Source organism: Klebsiella sp. H-Nf2 (genome assembly GCF_002806645.1).
Taxonomy (GTDB): domain Bacteria; phylum Pseudomonadota; class Gammaproteobacteria; order Enterobacterales; family Enterobacteriaceae; genus Klebsiella; species Klebsiella variicola.
Genome location: NZ_PIBL01000002.1, coordinates 84,403 through 103,561 on the forward strand (window position 1 = coordinate 84,403; position 19,159 = coordinate 103,561).

22 protein-coding genes and 1 other RNA gene are annotated in these 19,159 nt (G+C 55.7%); 7 read left to right on the forward strand and 16 right to left on the reverse strand.

Translation table 11 applies throughout. The features are described from left to right. The first annotated feature begins 34 nt into the window (after nt 1-34). On the forward strand, nt 35-1,180 hold the full coding sequence (gene garK, locus CWM58_RS07030; protein WP_100680602.1) for a glycerate 2-kinase: 1,146 nt from the start codon (nt 35-37) through the stop codon (nt 1,178-1,180). A gap of 32 nt (nt 1,181-1,212) precedes the next feature. After that, nucleotides 1,213-1,595: RNase P RNA component class A (gene rnpB, locus CWM58_RS07035), an RNA gene on the forward strand. A gap of 114 nt (nt 1,596-1,709) precedes the next feature. Here the strand turns inward: rnpB and CWM58_RS07040 are convergent. Beyond that, nucleotides 1,710-2,174 (reverse strand): OB-fold putative lipoprotein, encoded by a 465-nt coding sequence (locus CWM58_RS07040; protein ID WP_100680603.1) that lies wholly within the window; start codon nt 2,172-2,174, stop codon nt 1,710-1,712. Between the two features lie 312 nt (nt 2,175-2,486). On the opposite strand from CWM58_RS07040, the gene CWM58_RS07045 reads away from it, so the two are divergent. Next, complete coding sequence (locus tag CWM58_RS07045; RefSeq protein ID WP_100680604.1) at nt 2,487-2,897, forward strand: Spy/CpxP family protein refolding chaperone; 411 nt, start codon at nt 2,487-2,489, stop codon at nt 2,895-2,897. A gap of 73 nt (nt 2,898-2,970) precedes the next feature. On the opposite strand, the gene CWM58_RS28455 is transcribed toward CWM58_RS07045, so the two are convergent. Continuing rightward, complete coding sequence (locus CWM58_RS28455; RefSeq protein WP_008806592.1) at nt 2,971-3,138, reverse strand: hypothetical protein; 168 nt, start codon at nt 3,136-3,138, stop codon at nt 2,971-2,973. 24 nt (nt 3,139-3,162) lie between these two features. Next, nucleotides 3,163-3,864 (reverse strand): pirin family protein, encoded by a 702-nt coding sequence (locus CWM58_RS07050; RefSeq protein WP_100680605.1) that lies wholly within the window; start codon nt 3,862-3,864, stop codon nt 3,163-3,165. Between the two features lie 104 nt (nt 3,865-3,968). Between CWM58_RS07050 and CWM58_RS07055 the strand changes: the two genes are divergently transcribed. Then, on the forward strand, nt 3,969-4,865 hold the full coding sequence (locus tag CWM58_RS07055) for a LysR family transcriptional regulator (RefSeq protein WP_061153225.1): 897 nt from the start codon (nt 3,969-3,971) through the stop codon (nt 4,863-4,865). A gap of 41 nt (nt 4,866-4,906) precedes the next feature. Here CWM58_RS07055 and CWM58_RS07060 read toward each other — a convergent pair whose 3' ends face one another. The 11 genes from CWM58_RS07060 to CWM58_RS07110 form a co-directional block, all read right to left on the reverse strand. Next, on the reverse strand, nt 4,907-5,275 hold the full coding sequence (locus CWM58_RS07060; protein ID WP_008806590.1) for a DUF805 domain-containing protein: 369 nt from the start codon (nt 5,273-5,275) through the stop codon (nt 4,907-4,909). Between the two features lie 126 nt (nt 5,276-5,401). Further along, complete coding sequence (locus tag CWM58_RS07065) at nt 5,402-6,388, reverse strand: glutathione S-transferase family protein (protein WP_100680606.1); 987 nt, start codon at nt 6,386-6,388, stop codon at nt 5,402-5,404. Between the two features lie 79 nt (nt 6,389-6,467). Then, a complete protein-coding gene (locus CWM58_RS07070; RefSeq protein ID WP_015703571.1) occupies nt 6,468-6,860 on the reverse strand; it encodes a DoxX family protein in 393 nt (130 codons plus the stop codon). A 355-nt stretch (nt 6,861-7,215) separates the two neighbouring features. Then, complete coding sequence (locus tag CWM58_RS07075) at nt 7,216-7,512, reverse strand: YqjK-like family protein (RefSeq protein WP_061153227.1); 297 nt, start codon at nt 7,510-7,512, stop codon at nt 7,216-7,218. Beyond that, nucleotides 7,509-7,907: a phage holin family protein gene (locus CWM58_RS07080; protein ID WP_061153228.1), complete on the reverse strand. Its 399-nt coding sequence runs from the start codon at nt 7,905-7,907 to the stop codon at nt 7,509-7,511. Before CWM58_RS07080 ends, CWM58_RS07075 begins: the two co-directional genes overlap by 4 nt. A gap of 2 nt (nt 7,908-7,909) precedes the next feature. Next, nucleotides 7,910-8,215, reverse strand: coding sequence for a DUF883 family protein (locus CWM58_RS07085; protein ID WP_061153229.1), 306 nt, complete (start codon nt 8,213-8,215; stop codon nt 7,910-7,912). 45 nt (nt 8,216-8,260) lie between these two features. Next, nucleotides 8,261-8,629, reverse strand: a complete 369-nt coding sequence (locus tag CWM58_RS07090; RefSeq protein WP_008806585.1) for a DUF1090 domain-containing protein — start codon at nt 8,627-8,629, stop codon at nt 8,261-8,263. 149 nt (nt 8,630-8,778) lie between these two features. After that, a complete protein-coding gene (mzrA, locus tag CWM58_RS07095) occupies nt 8,779-9,156 on the reverse strand; it encodes an EnvZ/OmpR regulon moderator MzrA (protein ID WP_162493301.1) in 378 nt (125 codons plus the stop codon). An 8-nt stretch (nt 9,157-9,164) separates the two neighbouring features. Continuing rightward, nucleotides 9,165-9,827 carry a DedA family general envelope maintenance protein YqjA gene (gene yqjA / locus CWM58_RS07100; RefSeq protein ID WP_004206121.1) on the reverse strand — a complete coding sequence of 221 codons (663 nt, stop codon included), beginning with the start codon at nt 9,825-9,827 and terminating at the stop codon, nt 9,165-9,167. A 341-nt stretch (nt 9,828-10,168) separates the two neighbouring features. Then, complete coding sequence (exuR, locus tag CWM58_RS07105) at nt 10,169-10,945, reverse strand: transcriptional regulator ExuR (RefSeq protein ID WP_012967188.1); 777 nt, start codon at nt 10,943-10,945, stop codon at nt 10,169-10,171. Nucleotides 10,946-11,072: 127 nt separating this feature from the next. Next, nucleotides 11,073-12,374, reverse strand: coding sequence for an MFS transporter (locus CWM58_RS07110; RefSeq protein ID WP_061153230.1), 1,302 nt, complete (start codon nt 12,372-12,374; stop codon nt 11,073-11,075). A 480-nt stretch (nt 12,375-12,854) separates the two neighbouring features. On the opposite strand from CWM58_RS07110, the gene uxaC reads away from it, so the two are divergent. The 3 genes from uxaC (at nt 12,855) to CWM58_RS07125 (ending at nt 16,457) form a co-directional block, all read left to right on the forward strand. Next, entirely contained in the window at nt 12,855-14,267 is a 1,413-nt protein-coding gene (uxaC, locus tag CWM58_RS07115) for a glucuronate isomerase (RefSeq protein ID WP_100680607.1), read from the forward strand. An 18-nt stretch (nt 14,268-14,285) separates the two neighbouring features. After that, nucleotides 14,286-15,773: a UxaA family hydrolase gene (locus CWM58_RS07120; protein WP_100680608.1), complete on the forward strand. Its 1,488-nt coding sequence runs from the start codon at nt 14,286-14,288 to the stop codon at nt 15,771-15,773. Nucleotides 15,774-15,902: 129 nt separating this feature from the next. Continuing rightward, nucleotides 15,903-16,457: a YgjV family protein gene (locus CWM58_RS07125; RefSeq protein WP_100680609.1), complete on the forward strand. Its 555-nt coding sequence runs from the start codon at nt 15,903-15,905 to the stop codon at nt 16,455-16,457. Nucleotides 16,458-16,472: 15 nt separating this feature from the next. On the opposite strand, the gene sstT is transcribed toward CWM58_RS07125, so the two are convergent. Next, complete coding sequence (gene sstT / locus CWM58_RS07130) at nt 16,473-17,720, reverse strand: serine/threonine transporter SstT (RefSeq protein WP_100680610.1); 1,248 nt, start codon at nt 17,718-17,720, stop codon at nt 16,473-16,475. Nucleotides 17,721-17,950: 230 nt separating this feature from the next. After that, nucleotides 17,951-18,922 carry a TerC family protein gene (locus CWM58_RS07135; RefSeq protein ID WP_008806577.1) on the reverse strand — a complete coding sequence of 324 codons (972 nt, stop codon included), beginning with the start codon at nt 18,920-18,922 and terminating at the stop codon, nt 17,951-17,953. Between the last annotated feature and the right edge of the window lie 237 nt (nt 18,923-19,159).

The following is a 19,159-nucleotide window of genomic DNA, read 5'->3' on the forward strand; positions in this document are numbered from 1 at the left end:
CTTGCCTTGCGCGGCACTGTCAGGCTACAAACTTATGAAAATCGTCATTGCCCCAGACTCTTACAAAGAAAGCCTGTCTGCCGCCGAGGTAGCTCAGGCGATAGAAAAAGGATTCCGTGAAATTTTCCCCGACGCGCAGTATGTTTCCATGCCCGTCGCCGACGGCGGCGAGGGAACGGTGGAGGCGATGATTGCCGCGACGCAGGGAACGGAACATTCCGCATGGGTGACTGGCCCGCTGGGCGAGAAAGTGGAGGCCTGCTGGGGCATGTCCGGCGATGGCGTCACTGCGTTTATTGAGATGGCGGCGGCCAGCGGCCTGGGACTCGTTCCGCCCGAAAAACGCAACCCTCTCATCACCACTTCACGCGGTACCGGCGAGCTGATATTACAGGCGCTGGAACATGGCGCGAAACGGATCATTATCGGTATCGGCGGCAGTGCGACCAATGATGGTGGGGCGGGCATGATGCAGGCGCTAGGCGCCCGTCTCTGCGACGCCGAGGGGCAGGAGATCGGCCATGGCGGCGGTAGCCTGAGCCGTCTGAGCCGGATCGATCTTTCCGCCATCGATCCACGCTTACGTGACAGGATGATCCACGTGGCCTGCGACGTCACTAACCCGCTGGTGGGCGAGCGCGGCGCGTCGCGGATCTTTGGCCCGCAGAAAGGGGCGACCGAGGCGATGATCGTTGAGCTGGATCGTAATCTGGCGCACTTCGCCGACGTCATTAAGGCGTCGCTGCAGATGGACGTTAAGGCGATCCCCGGCGCGGGGGCGGCAGGCGGCATGGGTGCCGCGCTGATGGCCTTGCTTAATGCGGAATTGCGCAGCGGCATTGATATCGTCACCGAGGCGTTGAATCTGGAGGAGCAGATCCTCGACTGCTCATTGGTGGTCACCGGAGAAGGGCGGATCGATAGCCAGTCCATTCACGGTAAGGTGCCGGTGGGGGTAGCCCGGGTGGCGAAAAAATATCGCAAGCCGGTGATCGGTATAGCCGGCAGCCTGACCCACGACGTCGGCGTGGTTCACCATCACGGCATCGATGCTGTTTTCAGCGTGTTAACCACAGTTTCGACGCTGGAAGAGGCATTTCGTGGAGCGTTTGATAACATTTACCGCGCGTCGCGTAATATCGCCGCCACCCTGCAGGTTGGGATGACGACAGAAGGATGACAACGGGCGGTAAACCCTCTATACTGCGCGCCGAAGCTGACCAGACAGTCGCCGCTTCGTCGTCGTCCTCCTTCGGGGGGAGACGGGCGGAGGGGAGGAAAGTCCGGGCTCCATAGGGCAAGGTGCCAGGTAACGCCTGGGGGGTGTCACAGCCCACGACCAGTGCAACAGAGAGCAAACCGCCGATGGCCCGCGCAAGCGGGATCAGGTAAGGGTGAAAGGGTGCGGTAAGAGCGCACCGCGCGGCTGGTAACAGTCCGCGGCACGGTAAACTCCACCCGGAGCAAGGCCAAATAGGGGTTCATAAGGTACGGCCCGTACTGAACCCGGGTAGGCTGCTTGAGCCAGTGAGCGATTGCTGGCCTAGATGAATGACTGTCCACGACAGAACCCGGCTTATCGGTCAGTTTCACCTTTTTATGTCAAAACCCCGCTCCGGCGGGGTTTTGACTATTCGGGTAGCGGGAACAGGATGAATAACTGTCCACGACGCTATACCAAAAGAACGCGGCTTACCGGTCAGCTACCGTTATTTAACCACCTTAGGATTTTGCAGCCTCGGTATCGTAGAATCTTGCAACTGATGAACCTGGCCTATTATCGTGGCGATGCTGCCGTTACTTAAGGACTCAACGTCTGATTTTGTATGTGAACCAAAATTGAAGGTAAGAAGTTTATCCGTTTTATTCTGTTCATCTCTCATCGTAACGATATAATAGTAGCTGTCGGCGATACCGCTCATCCGCCGAATGTCAACAATCACGCCACGAATCTTCACCCATTTACCCAGATTATCGCTGCTGGCTTTTGCAGGATTAAGGGCATACGGCTGCAGAAACTGCGCGACCGAATACGTCGGCATCGACGCGGTAGCGTTATCACCGGGTTGAAATAATTTATCCCCTGCGGTAAAAAAGGCCTGCGAGGCCAGGCTACAGCCGCTTAACAGCGATATGGAAAAAAACAACGATAATATGCGAAACCGTAATGACATACCTATCTCCTTTTCTATTCTAAATATGATGTCCCTAACATGCTGGATAACTTCATCCGCGCTTATTAAATAGAGTAAGTGTCACTGCTGTCAATTATTTGCGCTCTGCAAATGGTTAGGTTAATGTGATGGTTAAGGTATATTTTTTAGAATAATAAATAAGCTTGGAAATATCTTTTTTGTATATATATTCTATGAATATATTATGTCTGTGAATATAAAAATCTTTATGAATTATTTTTTACATTTATTCATTGTAGACTGAAAAATAATAAGACGCTATTTCTGCTACCTTCACTTCAGGATAAAACAATGAAATTAATGACCCGTATTGCGTTTGCAGCCCTTCTGACTACCGGTTTCTCTCTGACGGCACAGGCCGCGGACGTTAAGGCAGCGCTGGCGCCAGCGCAGGATCCCATTGTCCAGCACTTAAAACTCTCCAGCGATCAGGTCGCGAAAATTAAAAGCCTGCATCAGCAACTGGAAAATAATGTTCAGCAGATTTCACAGCAAGACATTAAAGATGGCGCATTGATTAACGTGATTGATTCCGGAAAATGGGATGAGAAAGCGGTCAAGGATCAGCTGGCAGCCTTCAGTAAGATCGATCAGCAGGTGCGTTATTACCGCGTGAAGTACTATTTCGATGTGAATCAGGTGCTGACGCCAGAGCAGCGTACCCAGGTGAAAAAAGATCTTGCCGACGCGCTGAGTGAATAATGCCATCGGCCCCTTTCGGGGCCGATATTATCTTCAGGCCATAAACGAAAATCGAATCATTGATGTTGCCTTTTCAGGCGAGACTTTCTTCATCCCGCAGACGAATCTCCGCTTCGACAACAATGGCTTCCAGTTCGCTCAGCATCTCATCATAACCAAAGCTGACGACCCCAGCGGTTTCCGGCTGCGTCGGGGCTGATGGCGTCGGGGACGCCTTTTTTCTGTTTTTCTTTTTACTCACTGACAGACTCCATCACTTCCGTTGTTACACCGGTAAATCTATCAGCAAAGCGCGCAGCGGCGTATCGGCGACGAGGGTAATGTTAGCTTCGTCACGAATAAATGCCCCATCACCACAGGTGAGAGCCTGTCTTTGTTGCTCCTGCGCAACGGCATGGACGGTGCCGTGGATCGACTGCAGGTAAGCGCGTGGGCCATGCAGCTGTACGCTAATCTGCTCCCCTTCCTCCAGTGCGATATGGTAGACCCAGGCCTGCTGGCGAAGCTGGAGACTGCCATTCCCTCCCTCCGGCGAGGCCAGCAGCTGCAGCGGTGCGCTCGCCACTTCTATTTTCTGCTGCAGCGGGTTTTCCCGCTGTGGGCAAGCGTCGAGCCACAGTTGCATCCGCGTTAACGACTGCTCTTTGCTCAGATTATGCTCGCTATAGCTCACGCCAGGCTGGGTGGCGATAAGCAGCGCTTCACCGGCTTTAGCCTGCACATGGTTGCCGTCGCTGTCGCGATACTCCGCTTCGCCTTCCAGAATCAGGTTCAGGATATCGACTTTTGGGTACGTCCTGGCCTGGAACGAGGCGCCGGGTGCCAGCACTTCCTGATTGAGCACGCGTAAGGACGCGAAGCCCAGTAATTTCGGGTCGAAGTAGTGGCCAAAGGAGAAGGTGTAGCGGGCCTGCAGCCAGCCGAAGTCTGCTTGTCCGCATTGTTTGGCTGTTCGGGTAGTAATCATGTTCTTGACCTCTCTTTACACTAAATCAATGGTAAAGGTATGGACGCTGTATTGTTAGCCAGATATTCTGCCCGGTATGTTCAAATTTCCTGAATGAGAAAGCGATGGCCAAAGAGAGAGCATTAACGCTGGAAGCGTTGCGCGTGATGGATGCGATCGACCGCCGAGGGAGCTTTGCTGCCGCGGCTGATGAGCTGGGACGCGTGCCTTCCGCCCTGAGCTATACCATGCAAAAACTGGAAGAGGAGCTGGACGTGGTGCTGTTTGACCGCTCAGGTCATCGCACGAAGTTCACCAACGTGGGACGGATGCTGCTTGAGCGTGGGCGCGTGCTGCTCGAAGCGGCGGATAAACTCACCACCGATGCGGAAGCGTTGTCGCGTGGCTGGGAAACTCATCTGACAATCGTCACCGAAGCGCTGGTTCCGACCGCGGATCTGTTTCCGCTGATTGAAAAACTGGCGACCAAATCCAACACGCAGTTGTCGATTATCACCGAGGTGCTGGCCGGTGCCTGGGAGCGACTGGAACAGGGGCGGGCGGATATTGTTGTCGCGCCAGATATGCATTTTCGTTCCTCCTCGGAGATAAACTCGCGCAAACTCTATTCGGTGCTCAGCGTGTACGTCGCGGCGCCGGACCACCCGATCCACCAGGAACCGGAACCGCTCTCTGAGGTTACCCGCGTGAAATACCGCGGCGTCGCAGTAGCGGATACCGCACGCGAGCGGCCCGTCCTTACCGTTCAGTTGCTGGATAAACAGCCGCGCTTAACGGTGAGCACCATTGAAGATAAGCGCCAGGCGCTGCTGGCCGGATTAGGCGTGGCAACCATGCCCTATCCGCTGGTGGAGAAAGATATTGCCGAAGGGCGTCTGCGGGTCGTCAGCCCGGAATACACCAATGAAATTGACATAATCATGGCCTGGCGGCGGGACAGTATGGGCGAGGCGAAGTCCTGGTGTCTGCGCGAGATCCCTAAGCTGTTTGCGGGGAGATAGTCAAGAAGACGCTCCTCCCGCTAGCGGGAGGAGCGGGAAGATTAATAGGAGAAAGGTTTCGGATCGGGTCCGAAGCGATTGTTGCCTTCAGTGCCGCGCTGGCAGTTAAAGATCAGGATCACCAGCCAGCCGATGACCGGGATCAACAGCAGCAGCAGCCACCAGGCTGAACGGTCGGTGTCGTGAAGACGTCGAAACTGCACCGCCCACCACGGTAAAAAGACCAGTACGCCATAGATGGTCGTCAGAATGCCTTCGCCGCCCGCCCGCTGCCAGCCCAGCATTTTATCGATGATGCTCAATACGCCGGTCAGGATGAGGTTGACCAGAATAAACATCCAGTACTCTTTGCGCCGCGCACGGCCGCCAAATCCTATATAGTTTTTTAATGCCTTGAGATACCAGTCCATTTCTACGCCTCAATTAACCGTCAATCACTTGTTTTTTAAGCGATCGCAATAAGAATAGACGTGAATGAATGGTGGGTAAATATCTGTTTTCTGAATTATTGGGCGCCATCACTGGCGCCCGACAGATCAACGGAAGCGCTGATCGCGACCGTGGGGTTCGTTGAGATCCTGCTGCGGTCCAATGGAGATAATGCCGGTTGGATTAATGGTTTTATGGCTGCGGTAATAGTGGTGGCGGATATGCGGAATACTCACCGTCTCTGCGATGCCGGGCATCTGGTAGATGTCGCGCAGAAAACCGTACAGGTTGAGATAATCGCTGATGCGCCGTTTATCGCATTTAAAATGCGTTACATACACCGGGTCGAACCGTACCAGCGTCGTCCACAGGCGAATATCGGCTTCCGTCAGCTGATTTCCCGTCAGGTAACGATGCTGACCGAGGATCTGCTCGAGCCGTTCCAGTGAAGTAAAGACCGCATCGACCGCTTCGTCGTAAGCCTGCTGGCTGGTGGCAAAGCCGGCCTTATACACGCCGTTGTTGACGTTGTCGTAGATCCAGCCGTTCAGCTCATCGATTTTTTCCCGCAGCGCCGGCGGATAATAATCCCCGGCTCTGGCACCCAAACCATCGAAGGCGGTATTAAACATGCGGATGATTTCTGCCGACTCATTGCTGACGATGGTCTGCTGTTTTTTGTCCCACAGCACCGGGACGGTGACGCGACCGGTATAGTGCGGGTCAGCCTGCAGATAGAGCTGATAAAGGAACTGATGATGATAGAGCTGGTCGCCGGTAGCATCAGGAAAATCATCGGCGAAGGTCCAGCCGTTTTCCAGCATCAGCGGATTGACCACGGAGACGGATATAAAGGGTTCCAGTCCTTTCAGCTTGCGCAGAATCAAAGTGCGGTGCGCCCACGGGCAGGCCAGAGAAACATACAGATGATAACGGTCTTTTTCTGCGGCAAAGCCGCCTTCACCCGCGGGCCCCGGCGCGCCATCGGCCGTGAGCCAGTTACGGAACGCCGAAACGGAACGCTTGAATCGTCCCCCGGTGGATTTGGTGTCATACCAGGTATCTTGCCAGACGCCGTCGACTAATTGTCCCATTACTTCCTCCTGCAGATAGCAAAAGCGAGGAGATATCCCCTCGCTTTTTTAGATTTTTACTCAGTTCAGTATAGTGCGCTTACCACTTTTTATTCAGCACGCGGTCGATGCTGAATGCGCCCGGACCGGTCACGGCCAGCAGCAGGTAACCGCCAGCGATGGTCAGGTTTTTCATGAACATCAGCGAGTTCACACCTTCCGCAAAGTTGCTGTGGAACAGGAACGCGGTCAGCAGCGTAAAGCCTGCGGTGAACAGCGCGGTGGTACGGGTCAGGAAACCGAACAGAATCGCCAGACCGCCGCCGAACTCAAGAAGGATGGTCAGCGGCAGCAGTGCTCCCGGCACGCCCATGGCCTCCATATACTGCTGGGTTCCGGCGTAACCGGTGATTTTGCCCCATCCTGCAGTGATAAACAGAATCGGCATCAGAATACGCGCTACCAGTACACCAACATCTTCTAATTTTTTCATTTCTTACTCCAGAAAACCCAAAGGGCGGCAGTTTTGTTTTTTAGCGCAATTCCGCGTGGTTACGCAGTATTGCTGTCGATGGAGAGGATAGTAACGAGGCGGAGAAGGAATTGTTAGCAAGGAAAACTGTAGTTCTTCTTCAAAGTTTCTGAGCAATAAGTGCGGTGAGGTGAAATTTTTCTGGCCGCGAGGGGTCACCACCTGTCCCGGTATCGGGTGAGCGGAATGGACTGAGATAAGAGGGTGGGCTAACCGTGATTGGCGGCGAGGGCACAGGTTGCCGCGAACGGCGTATTGTATCGGGTGGGGAAATGGCAGAGCGGGGCGCCGGGATAAGCGCCCGCGCTCCGGGCTGCTAGCGTATTGACGACTGGCGCAGGATCCCGCGGACCATCCGCCAGGTGCTCCACAGTCCGAGACCGCGTTTGGTCCAGCGCATTAAAAAGTGCGGGTGGCGTATGGACCAGACGGCCATCAGACCGCTGCCAACCATCAGCCACGAACGTAAACTCAGCAGCGTATGCCAGCCGCGATCGAGGGGCGCTGTCGCCTCCAGCCAGTGGCGACGACAGGCGCTAAGCTCCAGTCGTTGCTGCTGGATCTGGCGCAGTAACAGCGCCTTTTGCCGTTCACGCTCCTGTCGGCCATTCACGGTTTATCGTCCTCCAGAAGGGCACGGTCGTTCTCCAGCTCTTTACGCGTCAGGCGCAGCAGCGTGGAGCGGCGCGCCTTACGTAGGGTAAGGATACCCACGATCGCGGCGGCGAGGAGCAGAACGACGGTGGTGGCGATCATGACGTGCAGGCGGTACTGGGCGTCAACGGCCCAGATAACCAGCACCAGCAGACTCATGAGGCCAAACGCGGCAAACAGCAGCGTCAGTCCGGTCATGATCAGCAACTGGAAGAGGTTGGCTTTCTCCTCCTCCAGCTCCACGACGACCAGGCGCAGCCGTGTTTCCACCATTTCGACCAGCAGCGTGACAATGCGCTGGCCAATGGAGAACACGCGCTGACCCGGCCCCTGCGAGTGTTGAGTGTTCGCCATAATCAGCGACGCGACAGCAGGACACCCAGTACCAGCCCGACGGCGGCACCAATCCCGACTCCTGTCCACGGGTTTTCGCGAACATAATCATCCGCCCGCGCGGCGGTCTCACGCGTTTGACGCAAAATCGCATCACTGGTTTCACCCAGGCGGGCACGACTCTCTTTTAGCGCGCTCTCTGCTTTACTACGCAGTTTACCAATCTCTTCTTTCGACTTGTCCGCCGAGGAATTCAGAACTTCCTCCAGGGTATCCGCCAGCGTTTTCAGTTCTGCACGAAGGTCTTCAGTCACATTCTCTTTAGCCATGTCGTTCTCCTGTAGCGTGGTCCGTGTTACGAAAGTTAACTGTTATTAGTAGTCCCGAGACTCCAGCGTTTTTAACTCCTGTTGCGCTTCATTGAGTTTATGCTGGCGTTTATTGATTTTGTCCGCATCGCCTTTCTTCCGGGCTTCCTGCAGATCGCGCTGACGTTCGGCGATCTCTTCCCGTTGTTTGGCAATTTTTTGCTGATGATCGGCTTTGAGTTTACTGTCGCTGCAGTTCTCCCGTACCTGACGTAGCGCGGTATTTAGCCCATCAATGCGACTTTGATTATGATGCTTTTCGGCATAGCTGATCTCTCGTTGAATATCCTGCTCTTTTTCCTGGCAGGGAGAGGCTGCTATGGCGCTGGCGCTAAGTGAAGTCAGGGCCAGAAGCAGAGCGATGCGGTGTTTCATGGATAGTACCTTCCATTGTCTGAGGGTATACCCGGAGGATATACCCGTTCCCGATGGTGAACGGGAATGCGTTGATTCCCGCAGGTTTAAGCATAGTAACAAATGCAGGAAACCACCAGACTGCGTAAAAAACGCAGTACGGTGGTAGTTTACCCGAGCCGGTGAGGCGCGTCGCGCAGACGGGATAACCAGGCGGTGGCCGAGTTATCGTCCTCCAGCAGGGCAATAATATAACCATGTGGCAGAGCGCGACCGAGAACCTCTTTCGCCGCCGCACCCTGGGCGGTGGAGTCGAACTTAATCAGCAGACCATCTTTTTGCGGCGTAATACTCTTGAAGCGGATACCGTTGGCGTCGAGGTGATGCCAGACGGAGAAGCCGTCCGGCATGCTGACGCCCTGGCCAACCGGACGGATCGCCAGCGTGGCCTCCTGCTGCTGCACCGCCAGCCAGAGCCAGAACAGCGCGCAGAGCACAAGAGAGCCACCCAGCAGCCAGCTCAGCTGGCGCAGGGAGGGGCGTTTTATGACCATCTTCAGCCCCGGCTTCTGTATTTTTTCTTCCACAACACCACCAGCGAGCCGATCAGTCCGAAGACCAGCAGCGCGACCGGAAGGAGCATCAGGCAGGACATCAGCTGATCTTCATACTTGAGGAATACCGGGGTTTTGCCCAACAGATAGCCCAGCGAGGTCAGGATGAGTACCCACAGCAGTCCGCTCATCCAGTTAAAGAACTGAAAGCGAGCGTTATTGAGGCCTGAAAGGCCGGCAATCGTCGGCAACAGCGTACGCACGAAGGCGATAAAGCGGCCGATCAACAGCGCGGAGAGTCCATGCTTATGAAACAGGTGATGCGCGCGTTGATGATAGTGAGAGGGCAGATGCGACAGCCAGTTTTGCACGATCCGCGTATTGCCCAGCCAGCGCCCCTGAATGTAGCTCAGCCAGCAGCCGAGGCTGGCGGCGGCGGTCAGCAGCAGCAAGGTTTCCGGAAAGCCCATCGCCCCTTTGGCGATCAGCACGCCCACGAGCACAAGCAGACTATCCCCCGGTAAAAACGCGGCAGGCAGCAACCCGTTCTCAAGGAACAAAATCATAAACAAGACAAAATACAGCATGCCAATCATGGAGGGATTCGCGAGCGTTTCGTAATCCTGAGCCCACAAGGCATTCAATAACTGGGTTAAAAGTTCCATTCACGATTCCTGGTACATCGGTTAACGGCACGTCTGAGCGCGTGGCATGTTGGGCGACAAGATTTTTATGAGATTTTGGTCGCTGCTTAGGCGCTCTGAACGCTTCCCTGTATAAGACTGAAGTAAGTAAACACCTACCCCCAGAACGGCAAAATGCATCTAATTGTAACAAATCAGCTGACTTTACGTCAGAGAAATTGCAAGGTGTTGCTCGTTGATTTTGCTGATTGCGGCGATGGGAGGCGAGAGGATTTACACAGGCTGACACTATATATGTTTTGCTTACTCCAGCCTGCCTGGCGGGCAGGCGCGCAGGAACCGCGCGCCCTCAGGAAAAGTGATTATTTTGCGCTGTTGGCTGCCGTATCGAGATGAACCACCGGATTGTCGGCAAATAAGTAGCGATCGGCATTAAATTCAAAGTCATCGCTGGTTTCGTTAAACAGCATTTGCTTGGTATTTTCCAGATGCTGCCACATCGCCAGCTTGGCGGCGTTCGGATCTTTACGCAGCAGGGCTTTCAGGATCTGATCGTGATCGTCACACCAGTTATCGACCGTGCGCAGGTCGATATGCTCATGCAGTTTTTTCCAGTATGGGTTATGCACGCGCTGGGTCCACATTTTTTCAACGATTGCCGCCAGCGCGCTGTTCTGCGTGGCCAGCGCCACCTGGACGTGAAACTGGAGATCCCACTCGGAGTCGCGGAAACATTTCTCGTTGCGCGCTTTCTCCTGAATCTCCATCAGCTTCATGATGTCCTGTTTGGTCACCTGAGTCGCCGCGAATTCGGCAATATTGCTTTCAATCAGCTGCCGCGCCTGCAGCAGTTCAAAGGGACCATAGTTGGCAAACTCAAGGCTTTCATCGGCCACCTGCTGGTACTTGGGATGGTTGGAGATGACGTGAATACCCGACCCTTTGCGGACTTCGACATACCCTTCCACTTCCAGCATGATAATGGCTTCACGAACCACGGTGCGGCTGACGTTTTTTTCATCGGCGATAAAGCGCTCGGCGGGCAGCTTATCCCCTACAAGGTAGACACCTTGTTCGATGCGCGTCTTCAGCTCAGCGGCAAGCTGCTGATACAGACGGCGTGGTTCAATGATTTCCATATTCGCTCCCGGAAGATGGCGACAATATTCGATTTGTTATACCACTTTTACACGCTTTCCACCACTGGCAGGCATGAAAAAGCCGCCTGAGAAGGCGGCTCGATAAGCGGTCATATCAGCACAAGATCTAACTCTGCGTGGCCGGTTTGCGGCTGCTAAGCGGTGTTGAGTCATCGTCAGCCGGTTTGTTTTTCAGCACCGTCCAGATAACCAGCGCGCCCAGCAGGTCAAAGACGGCCAGTACCGCAAACAGCGGGCTAAAGCCGATGGTATCGGCCAGCGCGCCGACGACCAGGGCGAACATGGTGCTGGCCAGCCAGGCGGCCATCCCGGTCAGGCCGTTGGCGGTGGCGACTTCGTTACGGCCAAAGACGTCGGAAGAGAGGGTGATCAGCGCCCCGGACAGCGCCTGGTGAGCAAACCCGCCGACGCACAGCAGCGCGATGGCGATATATGGGCTGGTGAACAGGCCGATCATGCCTGGGCCAATCATCAGTACGGCGCCCATGGTCACGACCATTTTACGCGAAACGATCAGGTTGACGCCAAACCAGCGCTGGAACAGCGGCGGCAGGTAACCGCCAACGATGCAGCCGAGGTCGGCGAACAGCATCGGCATCCAGGCGAACATCGCAATCTCTTTCAGGTTAAAGCCGTAAACCTTGAACATGAACAGCGGGATCCAGGCGTTAAAGGTCCCCCAGGCCGGCTCAGCGAGGAAGCGCGGCAGGGCGATGCCCCAGAACTGACGGTTACGCAGGATCTGCCACGGCGACATTTTCTTCGCGTTATTGGTCTGATGCTGAGACTCCTGGCCGCCAATAATGTAGTCGCGTTCTTCGTCGGATAATTTTTTCTGGTCACGTGGGTGTTTGTAGAAGATGAGCCAGCCGATGGCCCAGGCGAAGCTCAGTACCCCGGAGATAATGAACGCCATCTGCCAGCTGTGCATCACAATCGCCCACACCACCAGCGGCGGCGCGATCATGGCGCCAATAGAGGAACCGACGTTGAAGTAGCCCACCGCAATAGAGCGCTCTTTTGCCGGGAACCATTCGGAACTGGCTTTCAGCCCGGCGGGGATCATTGCGGCTTCCGCTGCGCCGACCGCGCCGCGAGCCAGCGCCAGGCCGCCCCAGCTGCCTGCCAGTGCGGTTGAGCCGCAGAATATCGCCCAGGCGATAGCGAAGAAGGCATAGCCGATTTTAGTCCCGAGAATATCGAGGACATAACCCGCGACAGGCTGCATGACGGTGTAGGCAGCGGAATAGGCTGCAATGATATAGGAGTATTGTTGAGTCGAGATGTGTAACTCTTCCATCAGCGTCGGTGCGGCCGCCGCCACGGTGTTACGAGTCAGGTAGCCCAGCACGGTGCCCAGCGTCACCAGCGCAATCATGTACCAACGTAACCCTTTAATTTTACGCATGTAAACCTCATCGTCTGTTATCTTTCCGCACCAGGTGCGGCCTTTACCGAGCGCGATAAGCGATCGGGAAAGCGAAACGGGGGGTTCAGGAGGGCGATCCCCTCTGGCCCGAACCTTACCATCAGTTGTTATGTTGAAAGTCGGTATCCATTCCGTATAAGCCGATGCCATAAACACCGGTAATGCATTCCGTCGGTTTATATGTTGCGACGGCAGAAAGATAACTTGTCATACAACTTTAAAAGTTGAGTGCTGTCACAAAAGTGGGAAAGTTAGTGTGGTCTTTAGCCCTTACCGGGAAAGCCAGAAATGGCGCGCTCTGCCGGGGTGATTTCCGATGAGGCGGTCGTTTTTTTATCGACGTTTATTGATCTAACTCACGAAAAACAGCTCGGTCTGTAGAAATTGGTGTGATAACTTTGTCAGCATTGTAGTCAATCATCTGAAAGGCTCCCGCTACGGAGCGAAGAGGACACGCGAATGACACCGTTTATGACTGAAGATTTTCTACTCGATACCGAATTTGCTCGCCGTCTGTACCACGATTACGCCAAAGATCAGCCGATTTTCGACTACCATTGCCACCTTCCGCCGCAGCAGGTTGCCGAAAACTATCGCTTCAAAAATCTGTATGACATCTGGCTGAAAGGCGATCACTACAAATGGCGCGCAATGCGCACTAACGGCGTACCGGAGCGTCTGTGTACCGGTGATGCGTCCGATCGCGAGAAATTTGACGCCTGGGCGGCAACGGTGCCGCACACTATTGGCAACCCGTTATACCACTGGACCCATTTAGAGCTGCGTCGCCCTTTTGGTATTACAGGTAAGCTGTTGTCTCCATCCACCGCCGATGAGATCTGGGACCAGTGCAATGATTTACTGGCTCAGGACGCCTTCTCCGCCCGCGGGATCATGAAGCGGATGAATGTGAAGATGGTCGGTACCACCGACGATCCGATTGATTCTCTCGAGCACCATGCGGTTGTCGCCAAAGATACCTCCTTTGATATCAAAGTGCTGCCGAGCTGGCGCCCGGATAAAGCATTCAACATTGAACAGGCGACCTTTAATGACTACATGGCGAAGCTGGGTGAGGTGTCCGATACCGATATTCGCCGTTTTGCGGACCTGCAAAGCGCTCTGACCAAACGTCTGGACCACTTTGCCGCACACGGCTGCAAGGTCTCCGACCACGCGCTGGACGTGGTGCTGTTTGCGGAAGCGACCGACGCCGAGCTGGACGCCATTCTGGCGCGCCGTCTGGCAGGCCAGTCCCTTAGCGAACACGAAGTGGCGCAGTTCAAAACCGCGGTGCTGGTGTTCCTCGGCGCAGAATATGCCCGTCGCGGTTGGGTACAGCAGTACCATATCGGCGCGCTGCGTAACAACAACCTGCGTCAGTTCAAACTGTTAGGCCCGGACGTTGGCTTCGACTCGATCAACGATCGCCCGATGGCTGAAGAGCTGTCTAAGCTGCTGAGCAAGCAGAACGAAGAAAACCTGCTGCCGAAAACCATTCTCTACTGCCTGAACCCGCGCGATAACGAAGTGTTGGGCACCATGATCGGTAACTTCCAGGGTGAAGGCATGCCGGGCAAGATGCAGTTCGGCTCCGGCTGGTGGTTCAACGATCAGAAAGACGGCATGGAGCGGCAGATGACCCAGCTGGCGCAGCTCGGCCTGCTGAGCCGCTTTGTGGGGATGCTGACCGACAGCCGCAGCTTCCTCTCCTACACGCGCCACGAATACTTCCGCCGCATTCTGTGTCAGATGATCGGCCGTTGGGTAGCTGCCGGCGAAGCGCCTGCGGATATCGCGCTGCTGGGCGAGATGGTGAAAAACATTTGCTTTAACAATGCGCGTGACTATTTCGCCATTGAACTGAACTAAGGCCAGAGGTCGGTTGATATGCAATACATTAAAATCCATTCGCAGGATAACGTCGCGGTCGCGCTGGCGGATATCGCTGCCGGTAGCGTGGTGACGATTGATAAGGACTCGGTCACCCTCGGCCAGGATATCGTTCGCGGCCACAAGTTTGCACTGCGCGCTATCGCGAAAGGGGAAAACGTCGTTAAGTACGGGTTGCCGATTGGCCATGCGCTGGCGGATATCGCGCCGGGCGAGCATGTTCATGCGCATAATACGCGCACCAATCTCAGCGACCTTGACGCGTATCGCTATCAACCAGACCAGGTTGCCCAACCGCCACAGCCTGCGGATCGCGAAGTGCAGATTTATCGTCGCGCCAACGGTGACGTCGGCGTGCGCAATGAGCTGTGGATCCTGCCGACCGTCGGCTGCGTCAACGCCATGGCCCGGCAGATGCAGAACCGTTTCCTGAAAGAGACATATGGCGCTGAGGATATCGATGGGGTACATCTCTTCAGCCACACCTATGGCTGCTCGCAGCTTGGGGACGACCACATCAACACTCGCACCATGCTGCAAAATATGGTTCGTCACCCGAACGCCGGGGCGGTGCTGGTGGTTGGCCTTGGCTGTGAAAACAACCAGGTTGATGCCTTCCGCGAAACGCTGGGCGAGTTTGACCCGCAGCGTGTGCACTTTATGGTTTGCCAGCACCAGGACGATGAAGTGGAAGCGGGGGTAGAGCATCTGCATCAGCTGTATGAAGTGATGCGTCAGGATAAACGCCAGCCGGGCAAACTGAGCGAGCTGAAGTTTGGCCTCGAGTGCGGGGGATCGGACGGCCTGTCGGGCATTACCGCTAACCCGATGCTGGGCCGCTTCTCAGACTATGTGATCGCCAACGGCGGCACCACCGTGCTGACCGAAGTGCCGGAGATGTTCGGTGCTGAACAGCTGCTGATGAGCCACTGCCGTGACGAAGCGACCTTCGACAAGCTGGTGACCATGGTCAATGACTTTAAGCAGTACTTTATCGCCCACGACCAGCCTATTTACGAAAACCCTTCCCCGGGTAACAAAGCCGGGGGGATCACCACCCTGGAAGATAAGTCGCTGGGCTGTACTCAGAAAGCGGGTTCCAGTCAGGTGGTGGATGTCCTGCGCTACGGCGAGCGCCTGAAGGTTCATGGTCTTAATTTGCTGAGCGCGCCGGGCAACGACGCGGTCGCCACCAGCGCGCTGGCCGGTGCCGGCTGTCATATGGTGTTGTTTAGCACCGGACGCGGCACGCCGTACGGTGGCTTTGTGCCGACGGTGAAGATCGCCACCAATAGCGAACTGGCGGCAAAGAAAAAGCACTGGATCGACTTTGATGCCGGGCAGCTGATCCACGGCAAAGCGATGCCGCAGCTGCTGGAGGAGTTTGTGGATGCCATTGTGGCTTTCGCCAACGGTAAACCGACCTGTAATGAACAGAATGACTTCCGCGAGCTGGCCATCTTTAAAAGCGGTGTTACCCTGTAAAGGGGTATTCACATTGGCGCCCAGGGGCGTGGATCGTGTATCGGCCTGATAGCGTAGCGCCATCGGGCTCGTAACAGCGGCGTTTCAGCCAGTGAAGCGCCGTTTGTTTTTTTCAGTCAGGGAGCTTTCATGACCGCGTATTGGCTGGCCCAGGGTGTCGGCGTCATCGCCTTTCTTATCGGTATTACCACCTTTATCAACCGCGACGAACGTCGCTTCAGGCTTCAGCTGGCGGGCTATAGCGCCATTATCGGCGTCCATTTTTTCCTGATGGGCGCCGCACCGGCCGGGATGAGCGCCGGGCTCAATGCGCTACGTACGGTCATTTCCCTGCGCACCCGCAGCCTGTGGGTGATGACGGTATTCATTCTCCTGACGCTGATCTTCGGCCTTGGCAAGCTGCAGCATGCCATGGAGCTGCTGCCGATCATTGGCACCGTTGCCAGCACCTGGGCGCTGTTTCGTTGCAAAGGGCTGACCGTGCGCTGCGTGATGTGGTGCTCCACCGCCTGCTGGGTCACGCATAATCTGTGGCTGGGTTCGATTGGCGGGACGCTGATTGAAGGCAGTTTTCTGATCGTCAACGGGCTGAATATCATTCGCTTCCGCCGGATGCAAAAGCGCGGCATCGATCCGTTTAAGGTTGAAAACGCAGTCCAGGAAAAGAGCCCCTCCGCCCGATAGCAGAGGGGAAAGGCATTAGCTGCGCAGGGCGTTTTTCGCGAGCTGGTCGTCTTCCGCTATGCAGGCCGCGGCGGTAAACAGGGCGTCGGTGGAGGAGTTCAGCGCGGTTTCGCAGGAATCCTGCAGCACGCCGATAATAAAGCCGACGGCAACCACCTGCATCGCGACATCGTTCGGGATCCCAAACATATTACAGGCCAGCGGGATCAGCAGCAGCGAACCGCCCGCCACGCCGGAGGCGCCGCAGGCGCACAGCGAAGCGACCACGCTCAGCAGCAGCGCCGTCGGCAGATCCACCGGAATATTCAGCGTATGCACCGCCGCCAGCGTCAGCACGGTGATCGTGATCGCCGCGCCCGCCATATTGATGGTCGCCCCCAGCGGAATGGAGACCGAATAGGTATCGCGATCCAGATTCAGCTTTTCACACAGCGCCATATTCACCGGAATGTTGGCGGCGGAGCTGCGGGTGAAGAACGCGTAGACACCGCTTTCGCGCAGGCAGGTCAGCACCAGCGGATAGGGGTTACGGCGGATTTTCCAGAACACCAGCAGCGGGTTAATCACCAGCGCTACCAGCAGCATACAGCCCACCAGCACCAACAGTAGCTGGGCGTAGCCCCACAGGGTCTCGAAACCGGTGGTCGCCAGGGTGGAAGAGACCAGACCGAAGATCCCCAGCGGTGCAAAACGGATCACCACTTTGACGATGAAGGTCACCGCGTGGGAGACATCGTTGATCAGGTTTTTGGTGGTGTCGTTACCGTGACGCAGGGCGAAGCCCAGCCCCACCGCCCACACCAGAATGCCGATATAGTTGGCGTTCAGCAGGGCGTCGATCGGGTTGGATACCATACTCATCAGCAGGCCGCGCAGCACTTCGACAATCCCCGATGGCGGCGTGATGCTGTCGGCGGCGGTGGTTAAATGCAGTGATGACGGAAAGACAAAACTAAACAACACCGCGGTCAGGGCTGCGCTGAAGGTGCCCAGCAGATAGAGAAACAGAATGGGGCGAATACTGGTTTTTTGTCCGTGCTGATGGTTAGCGATGGAGGCCATCACCAGCATCAACACCAGCACCGGCGCCACCGCCTTTAACGCGCCGACGAACAGGGTCCCCAGCAGACCGACGGCAATGGCCGCTGGCTTAGAGACCAGCGCCAGCAGCACGCCAAGCACCAGACCAATTAAAATTTGTTTCACCAGGCTGCCTTGCGCCAGGCGTGAAATCCACCCCGATGGGGGAGTGCGTGTTGTCATAATTCATTCCTTCCAGTGATGTAGCAAGCCATCCCAGCCACGTATTATTTGTTACGTTTATGTCAGGATGTAAGTAGATGTTTGCATAGTCGAGTATACGGAAAGAATGGCAGGCGGGAAGCGTAAAATGCTGTGATTTTAATCTGGATCTTGTTTTTTAACTATGTTGCAACATCGATGTGACATAAGCGTGGTTGCCGCCGGCGATGGCCGACGGCGCGTTGCGCAGGTTACTCAGGCAGTTTGCGCTGCTTGTCGTGTTGCTTGTTGACCCAGGCGTTAATCAACAGCGTGACGGCCAGGATGCCCCCCACCACGCCCAGCGAGATGGCGACCGGGATATGGTAGAAGTCGACGATGAGCATCTTCACGCCAATAAACACCAGGATCACCGACAGACCGTATTTGAGCATCGAGAAGCGCTCGGCGACCCCCGCCAGCAGGAAGTACATCGCGCGCAGGCCGAGGATCGCGAACAGGTTAGAGGTCAGGACGATGAACGGATCGGTGGTCACTGCGAAGATCGCCGGGATACTGTCGACGGCGAAAATCACGTCGCTCAGTTCCACCAGAATCAGCACCAGCAGCAGCGGCGTGGCGAACAGCACCCCGTTTTTACGGGTGAAGAAGCGCTCGCTCTCGATTTTATCCGTCATTCGCAGATGGCTGCGGATCCAGCGCACCAGTGGTTTATCGCCGATGCCGGAGTCATCTTCTTTCGCCAGCGCCATCTTCACGCCGGTAAACAGCAGGAAGGCGCCGAAGACATACAGCAGCCAGTCGAACTGCGAAATCAGCCAGCTGCCGGCGAAGATCATGATGGTACGCAGAACAATCGCGCCCAGCACGCCATACACCAGCACCCGGCGCTGCAGAGCAGGCGGTACGGCGAAATAGCTGAACAGCATCAACCAGACGAAGACGTTATCGACCGCCAGCGCTTTTTCAATCAAATAACCGGTGAGGAAGGCTAAGGCCTGCGGGTCAGCGACGGCCCGGCCCTGGGTTTGTACCAGATACCACCAGAACGCGGCGTTGAACAGCAGAGAAAGTGTAACCCAGAGGATTGACCAGCCCGCGGCCTGCTTCATGGTCATGCTATGCGAACCGCGTCGTCCCTGAAGCAGCAAGTCGATCGCCAACATGATCGCGACGACGACAGCGAATCCACCCCATAGCAACGGCGTGCCGACAGTATTCATTTGATATTCCTTACATAAAAACAAAACGGCTGACGTCGGAAGACGGCAGCCGCTGCGCTTTTATGCATAGACCTCGCCTTCCGGCAAGGTCTCACTTACAACAACCAAAGTACATCGCGATGGGCTTTGGTTATTGCCCGGCGACCGGATGCGGTATTGCACGCATCGTAATGACGATCAACCGGCAAGGAAGTTACTCCCCTTTGCACGTAACAAAATATGTCACAGGGCGGTTTT

Coding starts and splice junctions, on each gene's coding strand:
- CWM58_RS07090 (WP_008806585.1), bottom strand. CDS start 8,629: ATGAAACACCGCATCGCTCTGCTTCTGGCCCTGACTTCACTTAGCGCC.
- CWM58_RS07135 (WP_008806577.1), bottom strand. CDS start 18,922: ATGAATACTGTCGGCACGCCGTTGCTATGGGGTGGATTCGCTGTCGTC.
- CWM58_RS07045 (WP_100680604.1), top strand. CDS start 2,487: ATGAAATTAATGACCCGTATTGCGTTTGCAGCCCTTCTGACTACCGGT.
- CWM58_RS07120 (WP_100680608.1), top strand. CDS start 14,286: ATGCAATACATTAAAATCCATTCGCAGGATAACGTCGCGGTCGCGCTG.
- sstT (WP_100680610.1), bottom strand. CDS start 17,720: ATGACAACACGCACTCCCCCATCGGGGTGGATTTCACGCCTGGCGCAA.
- CWM58_RS07050 (WP_100680605.1), bottom strand. CDS start 3,864: ATGATTACTACCCGAACAGCCAAACAATGCGGACAAGCAGACTTCGGC.
- CWM58_RS07085 (WP_061153229.1), bottom strand. CDS start 8,215: ATGGCTAAAGAGAATGTGACTGAAGACCTTCGTGCAGAACTGAAAACG.
- CWM58_RS07040 (WP_100680603.1), bottom strand. CDS start 2,174: ATGTCATTACGGTTTCGCATATTATCGTTGTTTTTTTCCATATCGCTG.
- uxaC (WP_100680607.1), top strand. CDS start 12,855: ATGACACCGTTTATGACTGAAGATTTTCTACTCGATACCGAATTTGCT.
- CWM58_RS07110 (WP_061153230.1), bottom strand. CDS start 12,374: ATGCGTAAAATTAAAGGGTTACGTTGGTACATGATTGCGCTGGTGACG.
- CWM58_RS07070 (WP_015703571.1), bottom strand. CDS start 6,860: ATGAAAAAATTAGAAGATGTTGGTGTACTGGTAGCGCGTATTCTGATG.
- yqjA (WP_004206121.1), bottom strand. CDS start 9,827: ATGGAACTTTTAACCCAGTTATTGAATGCCTTGTGGGCTCAGGATTAC.
- CWM58_RS07055 (WP_061153225.1), top strand. CDS start 3,969: ATGGCCAAAGAGAGAGCATTAACGCTGGAAGCGTTGCGCGTGATGGAT.
- garK (WP_100680602.1), top strand. CDS start 35: ATGAAAATCGTCATTGCCCCAGACTCTTACAAAGAAAGCCTGTCTGCC.
- CWM58_RS07065 (WP_100680606.1), bottom strand. CDS start 6,388: ATGGGACAATTAGTCGACGGCGTCTGGCAAGATACCTGGTATGACACC.
- CWM58_RS07060 (WP_008806590.1), bottom strand. CDS start 5,275: ATGGACTGGTATCTCAAGGCATTAAAAAACTATATAGGATTTGGCGGC.
- CWM58_RS07125 (WP_100680609.1), top strand. CDS start 15,903: ATGACCGCGTATTGGCTGGCCCAGGGTGTCGGCGTCATCGCCTTTCTT.
- CWM58_RS07080 (WP_061153228.1), bottom strand. CDS start 7,907: ATGGCGAACACTCAACACTCGCAGGGGCCGGGTCAGCGCGTGTTCTCC.
- exuR (WP_012967188.1), bottom strand. CDS start 10,945: ATGGAAATCATTGAACCACGCCGTCTGTATCAGCAGCTTGCCGCTGAG.